Raw genomic sequence first — 19,722 nt, 5'->3', positions numbered from 1 at the left:
AATGAAAAATTATATTGTTGTTTCGAGCGATGGTCACGCCGGGCTCAAACCCGAAGCCTATCGCAACTACGTCGACCCCGAGTTCCGAGAGACGTTCGACGTGGCATTGCCGATTCAGATCGAGCAAACCCAGATTGCTGCAAAAAAGTTCCTGGTCGACGAAATTAACGAAGATTGGCGTCAGGGACACGAGCGAGGACTGAGTGGCGCGTGGGACCACCAGGCCCGCAATGAGGTTCTGGATGCCGACGGTATCGCAGCCGAAGTCCTCTTCCCCGACGGTATTACCGAGATGAATGCCCCGCCCTTCGGTGCCGGCATTTCTCTTCCAACGGAAAATATTGTTCCCGAACTCCAATGGGCTGGCGCCCGCGCCCACAATCGTTGGCTGAGCGAGTTCACGTCGCAGCAACCCGATCGTCGGATCGGCATCGCCATCGTGCCCGCGCTCTGGGATGTCGACGAGGCCGTCGCCGAGGTCCGATGGGCCAAAGAGAACGGACTGCGCGGCGTCATGCTCCCGGTTCAATGGGGGAAGCTGGCCGGCTATCACGACCCTAAATACAACCCCCTCTGGGAGGCCATCGAGGATCAGAACCTCGCCATCCACTTCCACTCCGGCCCCGCGCCGACCGCCGAATACTTCGGAGATCTGACCGACCCCGATGCCAAACCTCTCCCTGGAGCCATGGGGATCTATGTCTCGGAAGTCTGCTGGTTCAACGTAAGACCGTTGACCTTCATGATTTGGGGCGGAGTCTTTGAGCGCTATCCGAAACTCAAAGTAGCGATCACTGAGGGAACGATTGTCTGGGTTCCCGAGTACCTCAACCTGCTTGAGCATCGATATGCACAAACTCGCGAGTCGCAAAAATTAGGAGACTATACGAGCCACCTCTCGATGAGTCCTACCGAGTATTTCAACCGCAATGTGAATCTCGGCGCCTCCTGCCTGTCACGACGCGAGGCCGAGATGCGGGGGGATATCGGCACAAGCAATATAATGTGGGGCAGTGATTACCCCCACCCCGAAGGCACTTGGCCCATCACCAGGGAACAAATGCATACTTCGCTTGATGGACTTCCCGATAACGATATCGAAGCCATCCTCGGCCGCAATGCGATCGAGTTCTATGGCCTCGATGAAAAAGCTCTCCTCCCGCACGCCGAGCGGATCGGTCCGGCACGCGAATCTTTCCAATCGAACAAGGCCTAGAAAGGAAAAATCTATGGCAATCCTGCGCTATGTGAAATCCGCCGAGCAGATCGCAAAAGCGGCTGACGCCAACCCCGAATTCATGGAGTCAACGGTATATTCGATCCGCTGCGTCTATGAGACCGACCCCGCAATCCACAGAGCCGTCCTGCCCCAGCCTCTCGAGCCGGCTGACAAGCCCGAAGTTTGTCTGACCTTCTCGAAAGTCGCGATGCATATCTCTCCGGAATTCACCTTCGAGATCGGATCAGCCGTATTTGGTGTCCGCGCCAGCTACGAAGGAGTCCCGGGCACTTACCTCATCACCATGCCCATGACGACCGAGCAGGCCGTGGTTCCCGGACGCGAAACTTTTGGCGAGCCCAAAAAGATTGCCGAAATTGATTTCCAGCACGAGGGCTCTTCCGTGTCCTCTGCTGTCTCCCGGATGGGCATGACCTATCTCTCCGCCAGAGGCACTCTCGGCAAGGAACTCGGTCCACGCGAATGGAAGGAATACGGGTACTGCTTCAAGGCCCAGCCTTCCTGCGAAAAAGGCAAGGCCTTCGACGTCGATCCGATTCTGGTTCGTCTGGAATGGCGCCATACCAACAAGCAAGTCTGGGAAATTGAAAATCCCGAAATCATTTTGGGCGAGTCTCCTATGGACCCGGTCGCTGATATTCCGGTTCGCAAGATCATCAGTTGCGTTTTCGAAGAAGGCTCCAGCGAAAGCAACGGGAGCGTGCTGCGCTCGGTGCCCGGCGACTGGCTGCTGCCCTTCCTCCACCAACGCTATGACGATACCAGCGGCGAAGGCGTCGAGATCGCCGGCTGAATCGGGGACCCATGGACTATAAAGGAAAAACAGCCGTCATCACCGGCGGAGCCAGCGGCGTCGGACGAGCCATGGGTGCGAGATTTCTCCGCGAGGGCATGAAGGTTGTCCTCTCGGATGTCGAGTCCGGGCCTCTGCAGGCCACCGTCGATGAGCTTCTTCCGCTCGGATCTGTCTCCGGCGTCACCTGCGACGTCTCCAAATTCGAACAAGTTGAAAATCTGGCGAGCGAGGCCGTGGCTCGCCACGGCAAGGTACACCTGCTGTGTAATAATGCCGGCGTCAGCGCCTACGAGGACGTCCCGGCGTGGGACCTGCCAATCAATGATTGGCGCTGGGTCTTTGACGTCAACATCATGGGCGTCGTTCACGGGATCAAGGCCTTTGTACCCGGGATGATTGCCCACGGTGAAGAAGGTGCTGTCATGAACACATCGTCGGGAAACGGCGGGCTTCTGGTTCTACCTTTCACCCCCAGTTACTCCGCCAGTAAAGCGGCCGTAAGCAGCATCACCGAAACCTTGTACCACCAGCTGAAGGTGAATCAGACCAGACTACGCGCTCACGTTTTATATCCGGGGCCGCATGTGGTGGCGTCGAATATCTTCACGGCCTACCGCAATCGCCTGCCGGGCTATGAGAGAGGGCAGGAGCAGGCGGCGCCCTATATGACGATCGACGACCTGAAGACGATGTACGAAGGTATGGGGCGACATTTTGAGACGACCACGCCGGAGGAAGTTGCGGATCACGCTTGGGATGGTTTGCAATCCGGAAGCTATTTTATCAACCCAACTTCCGACGAACTCATCGAACAGATGAGGGCCCGGTTCGAAGCCATTCTGGCAAAACAAGACCCTCCGGGTTGAGCCGAAATCGCCTCAGCGAGCCACGGGATCATGGGGTCCCGTGGCTCCTTTGATTATTGGCCCAGAAGATTACCCAGAATTCCCTTCGCCGCAGCGCCCGCCTCGCCACCGAGATGCTCGTCGACCAGCTTGCCAATTTGCTTCTCGGCTTCTGCTTTCGCGACAGCCGTGCCGACTTTCGAGACATAGGTCTGGGCGATCGCCTGAGCGAGCACTTCCGGCGCGGCTCCCGCACCTCCGCCCACATTGGACTGACGGAGAGCGGGGACCTTGGCGTTGAAATCCTTGCCCCCAACCGCCGACAGATCAGCTCCCAAGCTGGCACCGGCAATCTCCAACCGGTTGATCCGCACGCGGAGGTCACCCGAGGACGCACTGCTCGAGGCTGAGGAGGGTTTGCTCGAAGATCCCGAGATATTCGCCAGCAAGGCCTGGATATTGGTGGAACCGTTCGCCGCAAGGATCAGCTTCACGGAAGGAGACTTCACGGTGACCTCGGTAATCACGATAGGGTCCTGAGATAATATCGACGCCGGGTCGATCCCGATGACGATGTCCTGAAACGAAATTGCTTCGCCGTCAAAGCCCTTCGGGTTGGCCACGGTCAGACCGGCAATCGAACCCTTGGCCTCCTTGAGCGAGATCTTGACGTCCGAGACACGCACGGTCGTGCCCAATGCCTTGGATCCACTCTCCTCGATCAAACTGGCAACAATCCCGTCGAGCGAATTGGCCAGATAATAGAGTCCACCACCGGCCAGCAGGACCAAAATCACCAAAAACATTCCAATTTTACGCATTTATTCCTCCCCCTTTTGACTCTTACCATCGAGGGTTCGCGGCCTGGAATCAAGGCGAGCATGATTCCCCTGCACACTCGCGCCCTTGCCCGCGGCCGCGACTAACGCATCGCAGCATTATTTTTCGCTTGTCACCTGCCTCCCGCAGGAGTAGCGGTGGGCACGCATAGATAAATCAATCGATTGAACCAGAACCGCCAACCGGAACCCTCCAGAGGAGTCAAAATGACAGGAACTGCGAAAATGAAACTCTCGAACGGATTTTTCTATACTCTCGTCGGGGCGATGACGGTGGCACTCGTGGGCATGGCACCGGCCAACGCCGAAGCCAAGGACAAGCTCATCATGAGCATGACGCAGGACGGATCAGGGTCCGACCTTTTTGTCGGCTGTCAAAGCAGCGGCCTGGTGAAAATGATGGGCCCCAAGATTCAGGTGCAGCTGAAAAAACTGGCCGGAAAACCGAGCGGCGACGGTATTCTATGCACGGACGATGACATTATTTGCATTATCGAATCGGACGTTCATATGTCCGGTGCTCAGGATGTTTTTGTTTCGCGCACCGTGGTTCGAGGAGATCTCAAAAGAGGAAACCTGAAGATCAAGCACGATACCTGCGACGATAACCCGGCCCTTTGTGCAGTTCCCATTCTGGATGTCCGAACCACGGGTACGCAGGTTACTTGTTTCGAGGCCGATCCCGACTTCGTGACGCCGACATTCAGCGGCGGCCCGCTGCATGCTTGCGCAGGCGTTGCTCTGAGTGCCTTTCCCCTGCCGACCAGCCAAGTGATTGCAGAAACCGGGATGATGGGGACCTGCGACGGTTGAGCTCGCACTGAATGCCGGAAAAGTTTGACTCGCTGGCGGCGCCACATTAGGAAGGGAGTTCCACTCAATTCGGAGGCTCCGCCTGCCCTTCAAGGGCCGTTCCTGTCCCCCATCATGTTCGATTCACTTTCTGAAAAACTGGATAGCGTATTCCGCCGCGTGCGAGGCACGGGCAAGCTGACCGAGGCCAATATCGAGGAGGCCCTGCGTGATGTGCGCCTGGCGCTGCTCGAAGCCGACGTTCATCTCGACGTCGCCAAATCCTTCATCGAGAAGGTCAAGACTCGCGCGATGGGCCAGGAAGTCCTTCGCAGCCTCACCCCCGAACAGCATCTGATCAAAATTGTCGGGGAAGAGTTGGTCGCCATCATGGGCGGCGCCACCGGTAGTCTCGATCTTTCAGGCGAGGGCCCGGTCATCCTGATGCTCGTTGGCTTGCAAGGTTCAGGCAAGACCACGACGACCGCCAAGCTCGCCAAGCATCTGATCGCGTCGGGGCGGCGCCCCTATCTGGTGCCGCTCGACCTTTCTCGCCCGGCAGCCATCGAACAGCTGAAAACACTGGCCGGTCAGGTGGGCGACGGGTGCGCCGTCCACGATACGCCCAGCGATACCAAGGACGCTGTCGCTGTCGCCACCGCGGCTGTCGCAGCAGCAAAAGCCGGTTTCCACGACACGATTCTGGTCGACACCGCGGGCCGTCTTGCCGTTGATGAAGCCCTGATGTCCGAATTGACTCATGTTCGTGACACCATTCGCCCGCAGCAAACTCTGCTGGTCGCGGACGCGATGACCGGTCAGGACGCGGTCGCGGTCGCCACCGGATTCCGCGATGGCGTTGGTATCGACGGAATCATCCTCTCGAAAATGGAGGGTGATGCCCGCGGCGGCGCCGCGCTCTCCCTCCACGCAACCACGAGCAAGCCCGTATTGTTCACCGGTATCGGCGAAAAATTGGAAGATCTGGAGGTCTTCCACCCGGATCGCGTTGCCAATCGCATTCTCGGCATGGGCGATATGATGTCCCTGATCGAGAAGGCCGAGGCCGCCTTCGACAGCAAGGAAGCCGCCAAACTCGAGAAAAAACTCAAAAAGAACGAGTTCACTCTCGAAGATTTCCGTGACCAGCTCCGGACCATGAAAAAGATGGGTTCGGTTGGCGACCTGATGAGCATGATCCCGGGAATGAAAAAAATGGCGAAAAAGGCAGATCTCGCCGGTGCAGACTCCGAATTGAAAAAAATCGAGGCGATCATTGATTCAATGACGCACCAGGAACGTCAAAATCACCTCATTCTCAATTCGAGTCGCCGAAAACGCATCGCTGGCGGCAGCGGGACACGCGTTTCCGACGTGAACCGTTTCCTGAAGCAGTACAACCAAACCCGGAAAATGATGAAATCGCTCACCAAAGGTGGCGGGCGAGGCCTCCTTGCCCAACTCGGAGGCGGGCGCTAAAGGGAGGGTCTTGCGTCGGGTGGAATAAGCCGTCCGTCGTTGTCCCTCGGTTAATTTTAGAGATTCAAGTCAGGTTTCACGGAGAGTTCTCATGGCAACCACCATTCGCCTTGCACGTCACGGATCGAAAAAACGTCCTTTCTATCGTATCGTGGCGGCTTCCAAAAAGTCCCCACGCGATGGGCGCTTTCTGGAGCAACTCGGCCATTATGATCCGACCTCGGAACCTGTGAATCTTCGTGTCCATCTCGACAAAGTCGAGAAGTGGATCCGAAACGGTGCGAAGCCGAGCGACACTGTGGCCATCCTCCTCAAGCAGGCGGGATGGACGGGACTTCCCGCCACAGAAGCTGCTCCGGCCGCTGCTGAGGGCTGATATGATGAAAGAACTGGTAGAGTTGATCGCCCAGCATCTGGTGAATAACCCGGATGCGGTGGTCATCACCGAGACGGAGGGCGAAACCGCCTCCATCATCGAACTTCGCGTCGCTCCCGAGGATCTCGGACGCATTATCGGGAAACAGGGACGCACCGCTAAATCCATCCGTACTCTGGTGAATGCGGTGGCCTCGCGGCAGAGCCGCAAGATCGTCCTCGAAATCATCGAAGAGAAATAGCTCACGAAACCCCCGAGATCAGATACGGATCCTTCTGCAGCCATCGAAGTTGCTGCCGTCGAAGTTGTTGCCGAGCAAGGCTCAGCAAAACAGCCTCCAGACGAAGCCATTGCCGTTGGCAAAATCGTTGGCGGGCATGGTGTCCGAGGGCTCGCCAAGATCCACCCGTTCAACCCCGGCTCCCCTGGCCTCCTTTCGGCCGATACGATCACACTGATCAGCCGAGACGGCAGCGAGCAAAAGGCCTTCCGAGTTCTGGAGAGCCGACCTCACAAGAACATCATTCTTATGGGCCTCGCAGATATCGAGAGCCTGAATGCGCTGCAGCCCTGGGTGGGTTGCGAAGTCCGCATCGAGCGAGACGGACTGCCGGAAGCAGGAGATACCGGCATCTATCACTGGGAGGCCATCGGTCTCGAAGTGCGCACGAAACAGGGACAGCTGGTCGGTCGTATCGAGGAGATCCAGTCCATGCCGGCCAACGACCTCTGGATCGTACGTCTCGGAGATCGCGAATCTCTGATTCCGGTTGTCGAGCCGATCGTGGTCGAGATCGATCTGCCCGGACGCACCGCGACCATCGACCCGCCTGAAGGCCTCATTCCGGAAGAATAGACTCTGGTGCGCATCGATATCCTGACAATTTTCCCGGAATACTTCTCCGGCATTCTGCAAACCAGCCTGATCGGCAAGGGCATCACTGCCGGCAAGATCGATATCCGCTTGCACCAGCTGCGCGACTGGGCGACCGACAAGCACCATACCGTTGACGACACCCCCTATGGTGGTGGGCACGGCATGGTGATGAAAATTGAGCCATTGGTCACAGCGATCGAGGAGATCGCATCCCCGACCACCGTCAAGCTCCTGTTGGCGGCACGCGGCGAGAGCTTCACGCAAAAAAAAGCGGCCCAGTTAGCTGAAACAGACCAGCTCCTCCTGATCTGTGGACGGTACGAGGGCGTCGACGAGCGACTCGACGCCTATATCGATGGACAGATCAGCATCGGGGACTACGTCCTCAACGGTGGCGAAGCTGGCGCTGCCGTTGTGGTGGATGCGGTCACGCGACTCGTACCGGGAATCATAGGCAATCCCGCGTCGCTGCAAACCGAATCCTTTAACGAAGAATTGCTCGAACACCCCCAGTTTACGCGACCGGAAGTTTTCCGCGGCGAGGCGGTGCCCCCGGTGCTGCTGTCAGGGAATCATGCCGAGATTGAAAAATGGCGCCAGGAAAAATCCCTGGCCGATACGCGACGACGACGGCCCGATCTGGTTCCTCCCAATCGAACCCGCAAGGGCTGAGACGGTCGCCTTATGCCAGCTCGGTTCTATATCGCCCTCCTCCATCACCCGGTCGTCAATCGTGACGGTGAAGTCGTTACGACCTCCATCACCAATATCGACGTCCACGATATCGCTCGATCCGCTCGGACCTACGACGTCGACGGGTTTTTTATCGGTCATCCTGTTCTGGGAATGCGGAAACTGACCGAACGTATCCTCTGGCATTGGATGGAAGGCCACGGCGCGACCTACAATCCGACGCGCGGGGACGCCCTGCAATTTGTCCGGATCTCCTCCGATCTCGACCAAATTCTCGCTCAGGTCGAAAACGAGACCGGGTCTTTACCCACCATGATCGCAACATCCGCACGGCCCGGTATCGGGACCATTGGCTACCCTGCGATGTCCCGCGAAATCGCGGAAAGCGAGACCCCCTTCCTTCTGCTTTTGGGCACCGGCTACGGGCTAACGTCGGAAATCCTGGAACGATGCACCCGACGCCTTGCGCCGATCGACGGCGCCTCGGACTACAACCATCTGTCGGTCCGCGCCGCCGCCGCGATTATGTTGGACCGCCTCTTTGGCCAGCGAAAACAATGAATTTTCGGGGAATTTCCTTCCAGCCGCGGCTATCCATGCAATCTCGATCGCCAATCGTTAGAAGGAGTCTCTCGGAGGCACCTCTCGGTCAGGAGTGTGGACGCAATTCTGCGAACACCCCGCATGGCGCGACGTGATCCGGTCCAATTTTCGAGGAAAATCATGGGCAAAGGCGATATCATTGCGGCGATCGAAGCCGAACAGCTGAAAACTGACCTTCCGGAATTCCGCCCGGGCGACAGCCTGCGGGTCCACGTGAAAGTCGTTGAAGGCGAAAAAGAACGTATCCAGATCTTCGAAGGCGCCTGCATTCGTCGACACCACGGCTCCGTGAGAGAGACCTTCACCGTTCGAAAAGTCTCCTATGGCGTCGGCGTCGAGAGAACCTTCCCGCTCCATTCGCATCGAATCGACAAGATCGAAGTCGCGACGCGGGGCCGGGTCCGACGGGCCAAGCTCTATTACCTGCGCGAGCGATCCGGCAAGGCCGCTCGCATCAAAGAGCGCCGACGCGACTGAGTTCGGCCCGAGCGCCGATCTCATGCCGACGGACACACCACTCGATCCTCAGAGATCGCCCTCCCAGCAGGACCACAACGAGACGGCTCGCGGCGAACCGCAGTTTCGCCATGAGATCGCGTCCGACGTTGTTCTTTCCGGAAGGATTCACTTCCCGGCCGACGCACGGGTGGATGGGCGACTCAAAGGGGAAGTCCATGCCGACCAATTGCTGCTCATCGGACCAACGGCAGAAGTCGAGGCCAGGATCCGAGCACAGGATCTGGTCATCGAAGGAACTCTGACCGGTGATGTGATCGAAAGCGGCGATGTCCGCATCGCCAGCACCGGGAGTGTCTTCGGCTCCATCCAGGCGCGATGCCTGACCGTTGACGCCGGCGCCCGCTTCGAAGGACAAGTGCGTAGCCAGGCAACCGCCCGGACCGAGCTTCTGACCGTCGAGGAAAGCGCCGGTGGGAAACAGCCGTCGGAACAAGAGCCTGCCGCCCGAAGCCACTAGCCCCGGAGCTTGCGCGATCCCCTCGAGGAAGGAACGATGAGGCTATAATGTATACGGGAATCACTCGCGGGGCCTTCCCCGTAGCCAACGTCTCTCGACAGCCAGACCTTCTCACTTACGATGTAGAACTGCCGGAAGCTCTGCTCGAGGGTCTTGTCTCTGGTGCCAGCGTCTCTATCGACGGCGTCTGTCAGACCGTCGTCGCCATCGAGGGGTCCCTGGTCCGGTTTGATGCAATTGCCGAAACCCTGCAACTCACAACACTCGGCGATTTGGCACCCGGTCAAAAAGTAGCCGTCGAGCGCAGCTCTCGGGTAGGCGATGAAGTCGGTGGCCACGACGTCGCTGGCCACGTGAGCGGCACAGGCAGGATCAGCTCACGAAAAGTCGATGGCCACGTCTGGGATCTCGAGATTACTGTGCCGGCTCGGTGGATGCGCTATATCAGCACCAAGGGGTTTATCGCCGTTGACGGCTCGAGCCTGACGGTCGGAGAACGCGACGCATCGGGCTCTTTCTGGATCCACCTCATTCCGGAGACCCTTCGACTGACCAATCTCGGCGAGAAGAACGAAGGCGACCGTGTGAACATCGAGCTTGATGCTCGCACGGTCGCGATCGTTGATACCGTCGAACGAGTCCTCGCCGAACGCGACGCCTGAAACTCAGCGGCCAAAGCCGATGACGTCATACCCCTTGTCCGTCATGCATTTGCGGACGAAGGCCTCATAGTTTTGAGGGGGCTGCGCGCCTTTCGAAAGACCGCGCAGCAGGCCCAGCCCTGCCCCGACGCCGGCTCCAATTGCGGCACCCTTTCCGGCGTTCCCACCGATGGCCCCGCCAATCGCGCCGAGAGCAGCGCCGCCCGCAGCACCTCCGACCGTGTTGCCGGCGGCGTCCGCGGCTGCGTTGTTTTTCTGCAGGTATTGCTGCGACAACGCCTGACAATAGGCGATATCCTGCTTCGCCTGAGCGTCACCGACCTTGCGCAAATGAGCGTTCGGATAGAGCTCCGGCTGGGGGTCTCTGGCCGAACAACCAGACGGCAAAACCAACATCGTTACCAAACCCAAAACACTGACGGTCATCCCTGTTTTCTTCATCGCAATCACTCCTAAAGTTTCTTCTCCGGTTTATCTTGGCCTTTTGTTCCGCCGGGGGCAACGGGAGACCCATCGAGTGGAAAATGACAAGCAATGGCATGGCCCGGATCCCGATCCGACAATGACGGCTGCTCCTGACGGCAGCGATCAGCGGCATAGGGACAACGGGGGTGAAACGCGCATCCCGAAGGTGGACGGAGGGGGCTTGGCGGCTCCCCGGCGAGTTGCACCCGTCCCTGGTCCACAACGCCGATTTCCGCCACCGCGGAAAGCAGGCTCTGGGTATAAGGGTGGCCCGGCCGCGCGATCAGAGCATCACGATCAGCCAATTCCACAACACGACCTGCATAGAGCACCGCAATTCTGTCACTGAAATGTGCGACCACGCGCAGGTCATGGGCCACGAAGAAGTAGGCCAGTCCCCGTTCGCGCTGCAAATCGGCCAGCAGGTTCAGAACCTGCGCTTGAACGGATACATCCAGCGCCGATACAGGCTCGTCCAAAACGATAAAACGCGGGGAAACCGCAAGCGCGCGAGCGATCCCGATCCTCTGGCGTTGCCCACCGCTGAATTCGTGGGGGAACCGCCGCCGGTGATCGGAGGAAAGCCCCACCTCTTCGAGGAGGCGAGCAATGGTGCGAGAGCGTTCTTTCCCCTCTGCCAGTCCATGAATATCCAGACCTTCCCCGATCAGATCCTCTACCCGGAATCGAGGGTCGAGCGAGCCCACCGGATCCTGGAAGACAACCTGCATTTCTCGTCTCAGCCGCTGCAACTCGAGGCGAGGCAACCCTGCCAGATCCTGCCCATCGAAAAAGACCTGACCGGAGGTCGGCGGCAGCAATCGCAGAAGCAATCGGCCGAGGGTAGACTTTCCGGAGCCGGACTCCCCGACTACGCCCAAGGTTTCTCCCGCCGCTATCCGAAGGCTGATATCGCGGACAGCCGGTACCATCCTTCGACTCCAACGACTGCGGCCGGTCGCAAACGAACGTGAAACTCCGCGCGCCTCCACAAGCGCCTGTTCCCTTTTCACAACAACTCTCCGGGCATCAAGCGATGCTGACAAGCGACGAACCGAGAACCCGCGAGGTTCTCCAACTCGGGCTCCTTCGGCGCACATGCAGCGGTCACCCGGGGACAACGATCCCGAAAGCGGCAACCCTCGGGGCGCTTGCCAGGCTCCGGAACCGCGCCCGGAATCGCGACCAGACGGTCGCGACGCTCGTAGAGCCGGGGAAGAGAGTCCAATAACATACGGGTATAGGGGTGTGCCGGTGCCGCAAAGAGATCTTCCGTCCGCGCCCGCTCGATAATGCGGCCCGAGTAAAGCACCGCAACTTCACTCGCCCGCCGAGATACCACACCCAGATCGTGGGTGATGAGAAGCACACTCATGGAAAACTTTTTCTGCATTTCGCCCAGAAGGTCTAGGATCTCGGCCTCAATGGTCGCATCCAGGGCGGTCGTAGGCTCATCCGCGATCAACAACTTGGGCCGACAGACCAACGCCATGGCGATCATCACGCGCTGTCGCATTCCGCCCGACAACTCGTGTGGATACGCCGACGCCCGATTTTCCGGATCGGGAATCTCTACTATCCGCAACATCTCGACCGCTCGGCCCCAGGCCTCGCGCCGTGAAACTCTTTCATGGTGCCGAACCACCTCTGCTATCTGGCGCCCCACCGTAAAGAGTGGATTCAACGACGTCATCGGCTCCTGGAAAACCATCGAAATCTCTTTGCCCCGCACCCTGCGGAATTCCCGCGCGGAGAGCTGTAAAAGATCTCGCCCGGCGAATTGAATCGTTCCCGAGACCACGCGTGCAGACGGGCTCAGAAGCCCCAAAATCGACAGGGCAGAGACGCTCTTGCCCGAGCCTGATTCGCCGACCAACCCGAGGGTGGCCCCCGATGAAAGATCAAATGACGCTCCATCGACAGCTCGAGCAACCCCGTGTGGCGTGTGGAAATCCACCACAAGGTCCGTCACCTGCAGAATAGGGGCTCCCTTCATCGGTCAAGAACTCTGGTTTGGGGATCGAATCGGTCCTGCAGACGATCACCCAAAAAATTGAAAGCCATCGTTGCCACAACGATCAAAATACCCGGGGCCAGGACCCACGGCCTGTAATCAAGATTGGTGAGATTCTGCGCGTCGCGCAGCAAGGCTCCCCAACTCGTTCCCGGCTCCTGGATCCCGACCCCCAAAAGCGACAAGGCACTCTCGCCGAGAATAAATCCGGGAATCGCCAGAGTGGCCGCAACGAGGGTGTAGGAGAAAGTTGCCGGCAGCACATGCTGCAGGACGATTCGCGTGGGAGAGGCCCCGAGCGCACGGGCCGCCTGCACATAATCTCGTTCGCGAATCGATGCCGTCATGCCACGAAGAACCCGAGCCAAACCGGCCCATCGGATAAAGCTCATCAAGGCGACCAGCAGAAAGAACGTTTGCACAGGCGATAGCCCCGGCGGAATCACGGCAGCGAGAGCCAGAAGGAAGAAAAACGAAGGCAAGGCCATCATCACCTCGCACAATCGCATCAAGAGATGATCAACTCGCCCGCCGGCATATCCCGCCACCACCCCGACAAAAATCCCGATTGTGAAACTGATCACAACTCCGACGATACCGATCGACAGGCTGACACGACCGCCGAACAAGACGCGGGAGAAGAGATCTCGCCCGAGGGCATCCGTCCCCAGCAAAAAGACATTTCCATTCCCCGGCTCAGGCGCCAAAAGATGTCCGTGGACGAAAAACTGCAGAGGGATTCGCTGCTCGAGGTCCACCCTGTAGAGACGGCGCATGGGATCGACCAGGGTCTGAGGATGGACGTAGAGAAGACTTTCCGAAATCCAATTCTGAGGCGGAGAAAGGTGGAGAATCATCGGCGGCGCGTCGGGGGACTGGCGGTCCTGAGTCTCCGGTGAATGGAACGCGATCCATGGTGCGAAAATAGCCGAAAAATAGAGCAGAAAGAGGATTGCCCCACTGAGCCCCCAAGAGGGCCCTCGCCATGCTCGAATGCGCATCACGAATCTTCCAGTCGCTGGAAATCGATTCGAGGGTCCACCCAAACGAGGAGCAGATCGGCCATCAGATTCCCGAACAGCAGAAGCAACGAACTGATCAACACCGATCCCATCACCAGATAGATATCGAGAGAGAGAACCGCGCCCAGCATCAGCGATCCCAGCCCCTGCAGGTTCATGACATTCTCGACCAATGCGGCGCCACCGAGCAACGCCCCCAACTCGTAGCCGGCAAGTGTAACGAAAGGATTGAGCGCATTCCGCATTATATGGATGAAGAGAACTCGTCCTTCCCCCAAACCTTTGGCCCGGGCCGTGCGCGCAAAGTCCGAACGCTCCAGTTCAATAACCGCACTGCGCATCAGGCGCATCAAGCTCCCCATACCGGCCGTTCCCAGCACGATCGTCGGCAGAACCAGATGGTGCAATCGATCAGCCACCTTGGCGAGCGGTGCGAGTTGCTCATAGTCCAGCGAGAAAGTCCCACCCACGGGGAACCATCCGCTGTGCAACGCCCAGCGCATCAGGAGAAAGGCGAGAAAAAAATTCGGGATCGACATCCCGAGAAAGCCCAAAATCGAAAGAATTCGATCCGAGAGTCGACCGCGACGAACGGCGATCCAGACACCCAGGGGAATCGCAAGAGTCCAGGTAAAGAGCGCCGCAGACAGGGAAAGTATCAAGGTGTTGCCGGCGCGTTCCGCGATTAATGTGAGCACACTGACCCGATGAGAAAGGGAAACGCCCAGATCCCCCTGGACGGCCTGCCAGAGCCACTTTCCGTAGCGCAGCAGCAGCGGATCCCCGTATCCAAAATCAGCCTTCATCGCCTCGATTGCCTGTGGCGAGATCGAGGGATTCATTGCGAGAGAATCAAAAAAGTCGCCCGGGGCGAGTGCCACAACAAGAAAGGAAATAAAGGTAATTCCCAATAAAAGGGGAATCATCGTCGCCAGACGATGCGCCAGAAAGCCAACCATAGGTCACTGCGATATCAGCATGCCGCGTCGAGTGCTTGCTCTGCACGAGCCTTCGCACGTTTTATTACGTGCCCGCATATGCTTAATGCCCATGGAGACTAGAGGGGAATCGAACATGGCGAACCTGAAATTGAAAGAGCTGGAAGAAGCGATGGAAGTGATGTCGGACGGGGGCTCTGCCGCGGCCACACGCGACAAGTTTGTCCGGCTGGGTGCTTTCCATTCACGACGAGGGATCGGCAATTTCACAACTCTCGCCAAGCGCGTCTATACCCTCAGCGGCGGCTTGCAGCGCGAAGGGCCGCCGGCCGCAGCCTTTCAGGCCCTTTGGGGTGATTTCATGCACCAGCGCCTCTCGGAGGACAGCGGGGGTAAGCTCGACGAATTGGCACAGGCCATCAATGAACATCTGGATGACGCGGAGAGAATCAAGGAAGGGGCGCAGGCGGAATTGGAGACCGCCCTCGAAAGTTACGAGAGCTTCCTCGCCACCAAAGTCGGCGGCCCTGCCGCTCGACTCGACACCCTGCAGAAAGCGCTACCTGAGGTCGCCGAGATCCTGCGCGCCAAACCCGTACAAGATGTCGTGGCCGAACCCGATGCCCAAGACGACGAAAACTGAGCCAATTCAGGACAAATGAGCCCTCCGAAAATCCGTTTCGGTATTACCCTTCCGCAGCATAATGCCTCCTGGGAGGAAGCAAGATCGACCGCAATCCTTTGCGAGGAAATCGGCTTTGACTCCCTCTGGGCCGTCGATCATTTATTCAGCATTCCTGACCCGACGGATACGCTGCTCGAAGGCTGGACCGAGATCACCGCAATTGCCGCGTTGACCAATCGCATTCATATAGGCCACCTGGTGCTTTGTATGAACTACCGGCACCCGGCTCTCCTGGCGAAGATGGCTGCCACGCTGGACCAGATCTCCGCGGGGCGGTTCATCCTGGGGCTGGGCTGTGGATGGCATGCCGAAGAAGCTCAGGCATACGGCATTCCGTTCCCGCCGGTGCGCACTCGTTTGCAACAACTCGACGAAGGCATCTCCCTGATCAGGACCATGTGGCAAGAGTCTCCCGCCGAGTATTACGGAGAACAGTTCCAGATCGAAAACGCATATTGCCAACCAGCCCCCCTGCAGAAACCGCACCCCCCGATTCTGGTCGGTGGGGGAGGCGAGAAGGTCCTGCTCCGGATCGTCGCCGCACAAGCCCAGATCTGGAACAATCTTGGTATCGACCAGCCACAGCTCGAAAGAAAGACACAAATCCTCCGGGAGCATTGCGACGGCGTGGGCAGGGACTTCGCCGAGATCGAAATTTCCCAGCAAACAACGGCTGCGATCGGCGCCACCGAGGCAGACGCCCGGAAGGCAAAAGAAAAGATTCTGACGGATCTGCCTTTTCTGGGCGGCGGCGAAGACTGGGTGATCGCCGGTACACCCGAGCAATGTATCGAGCGTGTACAAAAGACGATCGACGCAGGAGCCACCACCCTGCTTCTCAATTTCGGTCGAAATCCCGCTCACGAGACCCTGCGAATGTTCGCCGAAACCGTGATGCCGACATTTCGCTGATCAGTTCGACCGAGCCCTTGCCGCCATGCTACCCAGAGGCATGACCATCTTCAGATTTGTTTTCGCCCTCACTCTGATCGGCACGCTGGCGCCGGAGGTTTCGCAAGCGGAATGCCTGGTGCCACCCTATCAGGCCAGCTTCGAGGTCAAGGCAATCGGCATCGACACCGGCGCGAGTCACGAAAAGACAACTCGTACCGGAGATCGTTTCGAGATGGTGACGCAAGCCGACGCGCACGTTCTTTTCTACCACCGGAATGAGGTGGAAAAGTCGGCCGGCGTCATCGCCGGCACGCGTCTCGAACCTGAGGTCTATAGCTGGAAAACCGTCGACGGAAGCGACGGCAAGGTGAAAGTCAAGAAAGGCCATCTCGACACCCTCACTGTCGGCCTCCAACTACGTGTCGATCTCTCTCGTGGTAAACTCCCCAAGAGTGTCCAAGTCACTGACGGCAACGACGACACACGGACAGCAACTGTCGAATTGCTACCCGGCAATAAAAAACTGACCACGAAAATCGGAGATTTCGAGACGCAGGTCGTGAAGGTCACGGGGCTGCCGCTTATTCGTGAGCTATGGTTCGACACCGCCGACCGCCATCGCCTCGTGCGCATCGTGGTTCACGACACCGCGGTCGGCAAGGTGGAGATTACGATTTCCGAATACAAGGAGCTCGCCTCCGCTTGTGTGATCGAGTCCTGATCCTCCGAGGTCATTGCCGCGTCGAGACACCGCCTGCCGCTCAGAGGAATCCGCCGACTTTATGGGTCTGCAGACTGAGCCGCCATTGTGGGTGATCGCGACAGTATTCGATCGCCATTTGCATATTCCTCTTCAGGTCAGGACCATCGAGCGGCTGCAGAAAGAATCGATCAAACCTGAGCGATGAGACACTCTCGGGCGTCACTTTCTGAGGAAAGACCAGCTTCAACTCCTGGCCTTCCTGTAGAACAAGATCCGCCAACGTCTTGGGACTCACCGTCACCCAATCGATTCCTGCGGGTAGTTCGAGCGTACCGTTCGTTTCGACAGCGACCTCGAAGCCCGCCCGATGACAGGCTTCCACCAACGACTCGTCGAGTTGCAAAAGCGGTTCGCCACCTGTGAACACCACATAGGGTGCCCCCTCGGACCCCGCCGAGGGGGACCAGGTTTCGGCAACGGCCGCCGCAAGATCATCGGCAGCAGCAAAGACGCCCCCGCCCGGCCCGTCGGTGCCGATAAAATCCGTATCGCAAAAATCACACTTGGCTCCGACACGATCCTCTTCGCGCCCGGTCCAAAGGTTGCAGCCGACAAAGCGGCAGAATACCGCGGCCCGACCGGCCATCGCACCTTCCCCTTGCAGGGTATAGTGAAGTTCTTTTACGGAGTACGCCATGCGTAAATCCTTCTACACTGCGCGGAAGGGCCTCGCATCCGTCGCCAACTAGCGATATCACCAATAGCCGTTGACTTCTTCCAACCAAAACCCCACGAACCATCCGCGCCTCCCCCAGATCGATATGGTGAAGGGCTGGGCGATTATCGGCGTGACACTGATCCACTCGTGGGTGCTCGCCGACTCCCGATGGATGACCTTTCTCTTCTATCATTCCGTCCCGGTTTTCCTTGTTCTTTTCGGTCTGAATTCGGAAGGCTGGTTCGAACGGCACGAAGGAAAGCACCGTCTCCAACGATGGTACGGGCGCGGTTTCCGACGCATTCTCATTCCCGCATGGGCGAGTTGCCTGGCTTGGTGGGCGATCGTGATCATCCTGCGCCCGCCCGAAGAGATGGTCCGGCTGAAACTGACGCTGCCCTTCTGGCACCTGATCGGGTGGTTCAAACAAATTGGCACCAGCTGGTTCATTACGCTGATCTTGCAGCTTTTTGCCATATTCCCGCTCTTCTTCGCCTTTCGCCGCAAATTTGGCTGGACGGCGCTTCTCGTTACTGCGTCAGCGATCACTCTGCCGATCACCATGTTCCCCCTCGACGTCAAGGGCGTTCTGGGCGATGCGGGGTGGCTGATCTTCGCGCCTCGGTTCGCGATTCATGTCGCCTTCGGCATGTGGCTCGCGGCCCGCGTCGATCGAATAGGTCCTCGCTCCGTTGTTCTCGCCGTGCTCGTCCTCCTGCCGCTATACGCGATCGAAGATCGGCTGATTCTTCCTGCATGGTGGCGCGTTGCCGACAGATTTCTGGAAATGCCGCTCTCGGTCGTCCTGCTCGCCGGAATGGCCGCGCTCTCGCGAATCGCCTCGATCGAAAAACCTCTATCGTGGCTCGGACAACACTCGTGGGGGCTCTACCTCGGCCAAATGCTCACCCACAACGCGTTTCTCTACCGCTTCGGGGGTGGCTGTAATCTCTATGGGTGCAGTGAGGGAATTTTCGAACGCTGGAACCTCTGGATCTATTCAGGCGTTCTTCTCGCAGGATCGATCGCCTTTGTCTGGTTCGGGAACTGGCTTGTCGAGCAGAACGAGCAACTCCGGCGCAAGGGTTGGGCACTGCCCTCGCTGGCCGATTAGCGATCATTCCCAGGAGCCGAAAGACGCCGGAAGCCTGACCTCCGCATGTTCACTCAGGCGGGACAGGTCGGCCCGCTCCAGCAAATCATCCAGCGAGGAGAGAGGATGGCTCCGGTCCCCATTCACCAGACCCAAAAGGGAGGCCATTTGTTCGACAATCCTCAAGGGATCGTCACCAGCAAGCTTCCTCGCACCTAGTTGAAATCGACGAGAGCGTTTCGCCAAACGACCACCCTCCCCGTCCAGGACCATCGGCAGATGTGCGAAAGTCGGCGCAGCGGAGTCGAGCAGTCGAGCCAGCAGGGCCTGCCGCGGTGCCGAGGAAAGAAGATCCGCGCCCCGAACCACCTCGGTCACTCCCATCCGCAAATCATCCACGACTACGGCAAGCTGATAGGTGGTCACGCCATCGCCGCGCCGCAGGACGAAATCACCGACCTCTCGAGACACCTCTTGCTCAATTTGCCCCTGCCACCGGTCGACGATGGCCATCGTACCCGAGGGTACCGCCAGACGAATCGCCGGAGGACGGCGAAAGTCCCGGCGGCGCATTCCAAAGGCACGGCAGCTGCCCGGGTAGACCGTATCGCCCTCGCCCGGATGAGGTGCGCTGATCTGGTCCGCAATTTCCCGTCGGGAACAGTCGCAGTAGTAGAGAAGCCCCTTTGCCTCGAGGTGGGCGAGAGCAGCATCGTAGAATTGGCTCGCCTCGGATTGCACATGAGGCGCGGACGGCCCACCCGTATCGGGGCCTTCATCCCAATCCAGACCCAACCAGCGAAGATCTGCCATTTGCTCGGCCGCGGCTCCGGTCACCACGCGCGGCTGATCGAGGTCTTCGAGACGAAGCACCAATCGGCCGCCCACCTGTCGGGCGGCCAACCACGCGACCAACGACGCGGCGAGACTGCCCAAATGCAGCGCTCCGGTGGGGGACGGAGCAAAGCGGCCGACATAATTTCCCATTGCATGGCCGTGCTACAACAGCGGC

The 19,722-nt window shown here is 58.7% G+C and carries 25 protein-coding genes; 17 read left to right on the top strand and 8 right to left on the bottom strand.

Translation table 11 applies throughout. From position 1 onward, the window contains the following. The first annotated feature begins 1 nt into the window (after position 1). Genes P8K07_18565 through P8K07_18555 form a run of 3 tightly spaced genes read left to right on the top strand, consistent with a single transcriptional unit; the run spans position 2 to position 2,902 of the window. Entirely contained in the window at positions 2 to 1,216 is a 1,215-nt protein-coding gene (locus P8K07_18565; protein MDG1960530.1) for an amidohydrolase family protein, read from the top strand. 13 nt (positions 1,217 to 1,229) lie between these two features. After that, positions 1,230 to 2,033 carry an acetoacetate decarboxylase family protein gene (locus P8K07_18560; GenBank protein ID MDG1960529.1) on the top strand — a complete coding sequence of 268 codons (804 nt, stop codon included), beginning with the start codon at positions 1,230 to 1,232 and terminating at the stop codon, positions 2,031 to 2,033. A gap of 11 nt (positions 2,034 to 2,044) precedes the next feature. Beyond that, positions 2,045 to 2,902, top strand: a complete 858-nt coding sequence (locus tag P8K07_18555) for an SDR family NAD(P)-dependent oxidoreductase (GenBank protein ID MDG1960528.1) — start codon at positions 2,045 to 2,047, stop codon at positions 2,900 to 2,902. Between the two features lie 53 nt (positions 2,903 to 2,955). Here the strand turns inward: P8K07_18555 and P8K07_18550 are convergent, their stop codons facing one another. Next, a complete protein-coding gene (locus tag P8K07_18550; protein ID MDG1960527.1) occupies positions 2,956 to 3,702 on the bottom strand; it encodes a hypothetical protein in 747 nt (248 codons plus the stop codon). A gap of 243 nt (positions 3,703 to 3,945) precedes the next feature. Between P8K07_18550 and P8K07_18545 the strand changes: the two genes are divergently transcribed. The 10 genes from P8K07_18545 (at position 3,946) to P8K07_18500 (ending at position 10,178) form a co-directional block, all read left to right on the top strand. Next, entirely contained in the window at positions 3,946 to 4,533 is a 588-nt protein-coding gene (locus tag P8K07_18545; protein ID MDG1960526.1) for a hypothetical protein, read from the top strand. A gap of 114 nt (positions 4,534 to 4,647) precedes the next feature. Then, entirely contained in the window at positions 4,648 to 5,991 is a 1,344-nt protein-coding gene (gene ffh, locus P8K07_18540) for a signal recognition particle protein (protein ID MDG1960525.1), read from the top strand. Between the two features lie 91 nt (positions 5,992 to 6,082). Further along, entirely contained in the window at positions 6,083 to 6,367 is a 285-nt protein-coding gene (gene rpsP, locus P8K07_18535; protein MDG1960524.1) for a 30S ribosomal protein S16, read from the top strand. A gap of 4 nt (positions 6,368 to 6,371) precedes the next feature. Then, a complete protein-coding gene (locus P8K07_18530; GenBank protein ID MDG1960523.1) occupies positions 6,372 to 6,608 on the top strand; it encodes a KH domain-containing protein in 237 nt (78 codons plus the stop codon). A gap of 108 nt (positions 6,609 to 6,716) precedes the next feature. After that, positions 6,717 to 7,223: a ribosome maturation factor RimM gene (rimM, locus tag P8K07_18525; GenBank protein MDG1960522.1), complete on the top strand. Its 507-nt coding sequence runs from the start codon at positions 6,717 to 6,719 to the stop codon at positions 7,221 to 7,223. A 6-nt stretch (positions 7,224 to 7,229) separates the two neighbouring features. Then, on the top strand, positions 7,230 to 7,916 hold the full coding sequence (trmD, locus tag P8K07_18520; GenBank protein MDG1960521.1) for a tRNA (guanosine(37)-N1)-methyltransferase TrmD: 687 nt from the start codon (positions 7,230 to 7,232) through the stop codon (positions 7,914 to 7,916). 12 nt (positions 7,917 to 7,928) lie between these two features. Then, positions 7,929 to 8,498: an RNA methyltransferase gene (locus P8K07_18515; GenBank protein ID MDG1960520.1), complete on the top strand. Its 570-nt coding sequence runs from the start codon at positions 7,929 to 7,931 to the stop codon at positions 8,496 to 8,498. Between the two features lie 162 nt (positions 8,499 to 8,660). Further along, positions 8,661 to 9,017, top strand: coding sequence for a 50S ribosomal protein L19 (rplS, locus tag P8K07_18510; GenBank protein ID MDG1960519.1), 357 nt, complete (start codon positions 8,661 to 8,663; stop codon positions 9,015 to 9,017). Positions 9,018 to 9,039: 22 nt separating this feature from the next. Then, entirely contained in the window at positions 9,040 to 9,516 is a 477-nt protein-coding gene (locus P8K07_18505; GenBank protein MDG1960518.1) for a polymer-forming cytoskeletal protein, read from the top strand. Between the two features lie 47 nt (positions 9,517 to 9,563). Further along, on the top strand, positions 9,564 to 10,178 hold the full coding sequence (locus tag P8K07_18500; GenBank protein MDG1960517.1) for a riboflavin synthase subunit alpha: 615 nt from the start codon (positions 9,564 to 9,566) through the stop codon (positions 10,176 to 10,178). Between the two features lie 3 nt (positions 10,179 to 10,181). Here P8K07_18500 and P8K07_18495 read toward each other — a convergent pair whose 3' ends face one another. The 5 genes from P8K07_18495 to P8K07_18475 are packed head-to-tail and all read right to left on the bottom strand — an operon-like array spanning position 10,182 to position 14,638. Beyond that, positions 10,182 to 10,619, bottom strand: coding sequence for a cell envelope biogenesis protein OmpA (locus P8K07_18495; GenBank protein MDG1960516.1), 438 nt, complete (start codon positions 10,617 to 10,619; stop codon positions 10,182 to 10,184). Positions 10,620 to 10,630: 11 nt separating this feature from the next. Continuing rightward, on the bottom strand, positions 10,631 to 11,656 hold the full coding sequence (locus tag P8K07_18490; protein ID MDG1960515.1) for an ATP-binding cassette domain-containing protein: 1,026 nt from the start codon (positions 11,654 to 11,656) through the stop codon (positions 10,631 to 10,633). Continuing rightward, positions 11,653 to 12,639: an ABC transporter ATP-binding protein gene (locus P8K07_18485; GenBank protein MDG1960514.1), complete on the bottom strand. Its 987-nt coding sequence runs from the start codon at positions 12,637 to 12,639 to the stop codon at positions 11,653 to 11,655. Before P8K07_18485 ends, P8K07_18490 begins: the two co-directional genes overlap by 4 nt. Beyond that, positions 12,636 to 13,658 carry an ABC transporter permease gene (locus P8K07_18480; protein ID MDG1960513.1) on the bottom strand — a complete coding sequence of 341 codons (1,023 nt, stop codon included), beginning with the start codon at positions 13,656 to 13,658 and terminating at the stop codon, positions 12,636 to 12,638. Before P8K07_18480 ends, P8K07_18485 begins: the two co-directional genes overlap by 4 nt. Continuing rightward, entirely contained in the window at positions 13,658 to 14,638 is a 981-nt protein-coding gene (locus tag P8K07_18475; GenBank protein ID MDG1960512.1) for an ABC transporter permease, read from the bottom strand. The genes P8K07_18480 and P8K07_18475 overlap by 1 nt, the downstream gene beginning before the upstream one ends. 115 nt (positions 14,639 to 14,753) lie before the next feature. Here P8K07_18475 and P8K07_18470 point away from each other — a divergent pair, with 115 nt between their 5' ends. The 3 genes from P8K07_18470 to P8K07_18460 are packed head-to-tail and all read left to right on the top strand — an operon-like array spanning position 14,754 to position 16,917. Next, positions 14,754 to 15,260 carry a hypothetical protein gene (locus P8K07_18470; GenBank protein ID MDG1960511.1) on the top strand — a complete coding sequence of 169 codons (507 nt, stop codon included), beginning with the start codon at positions 14,754 to 14,756 and terminating at the stop codon, positions 15,258 to 15,260. 15 nt (positions 15,261 to 15,275) lie between these two features. Further along, complete coding sequence (locus P8K07_18465) at positions 15,276 to 16,214, top strand: TIGR03560 family F420-dependent LLM class oxidoreductase (protein MDG1960510.1); 939 nt, start codon at positions 15,276 to 15,278, stop codon at positions 16,212 to 16,214. 40 nt (positions 16,215 to 16,254) lie between these two features. After that, positions 16,255 to 16,917, top strand: coding sequence for a hypothetical protein (locus tag P8K07_18460; protein ID MDG1960509.1), 663 nt, complete (start codon positions 16,255 to 16,257; stop codon positions 16,915 to 16,917). 40 nt (positions 16,918 to 16,957) lie between these two features. On the opposite strand, the gene queE is transcribed toward P8K07_18460, so the two are convergent. Beyond that, a complete protein-coding gene (gene queE / locus P8K07_18455) occupies positions 16,958 to 17,596 on the bottom strand; it encodes a 7-carboxy-7-deazaguanine synthase (protein MDG1960508.1) in 639 nt (212 codons plus the stop codon). A 70-nt stretch (positions 17,597 to 17,666) separates the two neighbouring features. On the opposite strand from queE, the gene P8K07_18450 reads away from it, so the two are divergent. Next, a complete protein-coding gene (locus tag P8K07_18450) occupies positions 17,667 to 18,731 on the top strand; it encodes an acyltransferase (protein ID MDG1960507.1) in 1,065 nt (354 codons plus the stop codon). Positions 18,732 to 18,734: 3 nt separating this feature from the next. On the opposite strand, the gene gluQRS is transcribed toward P8K07_18450, so the two are convergent. After that, positions 18,735 to 19,697 (bottom strand): tRNA glutamyl-Q(34) synthetase GluQRS, encoded by a 963-nt coding sequence (gluQRS, locus tag P8K07_18445; protein MDG1960506.1) that lies wholly within the window; start codon positions 19,695 to 19,697, stop codon positions 18,735 to 18,737. Positions 19,698 to 19,722: the final 25 nt, after the last annotated feature.

Source organism: Candidatus Binatia bacterium (genome assembly GCA_029248525.1).
Classification (GTDB): domain Bacteria; phylum Desulfobacterota; class Binatia; order UBA12015; family UBA12015; genus UBA12015.
The sequence above is the reverse complement of the archived record's forward strand: the minus strand, read 5'-3'. Positions and strand labels throughout refer to the sequence as shown.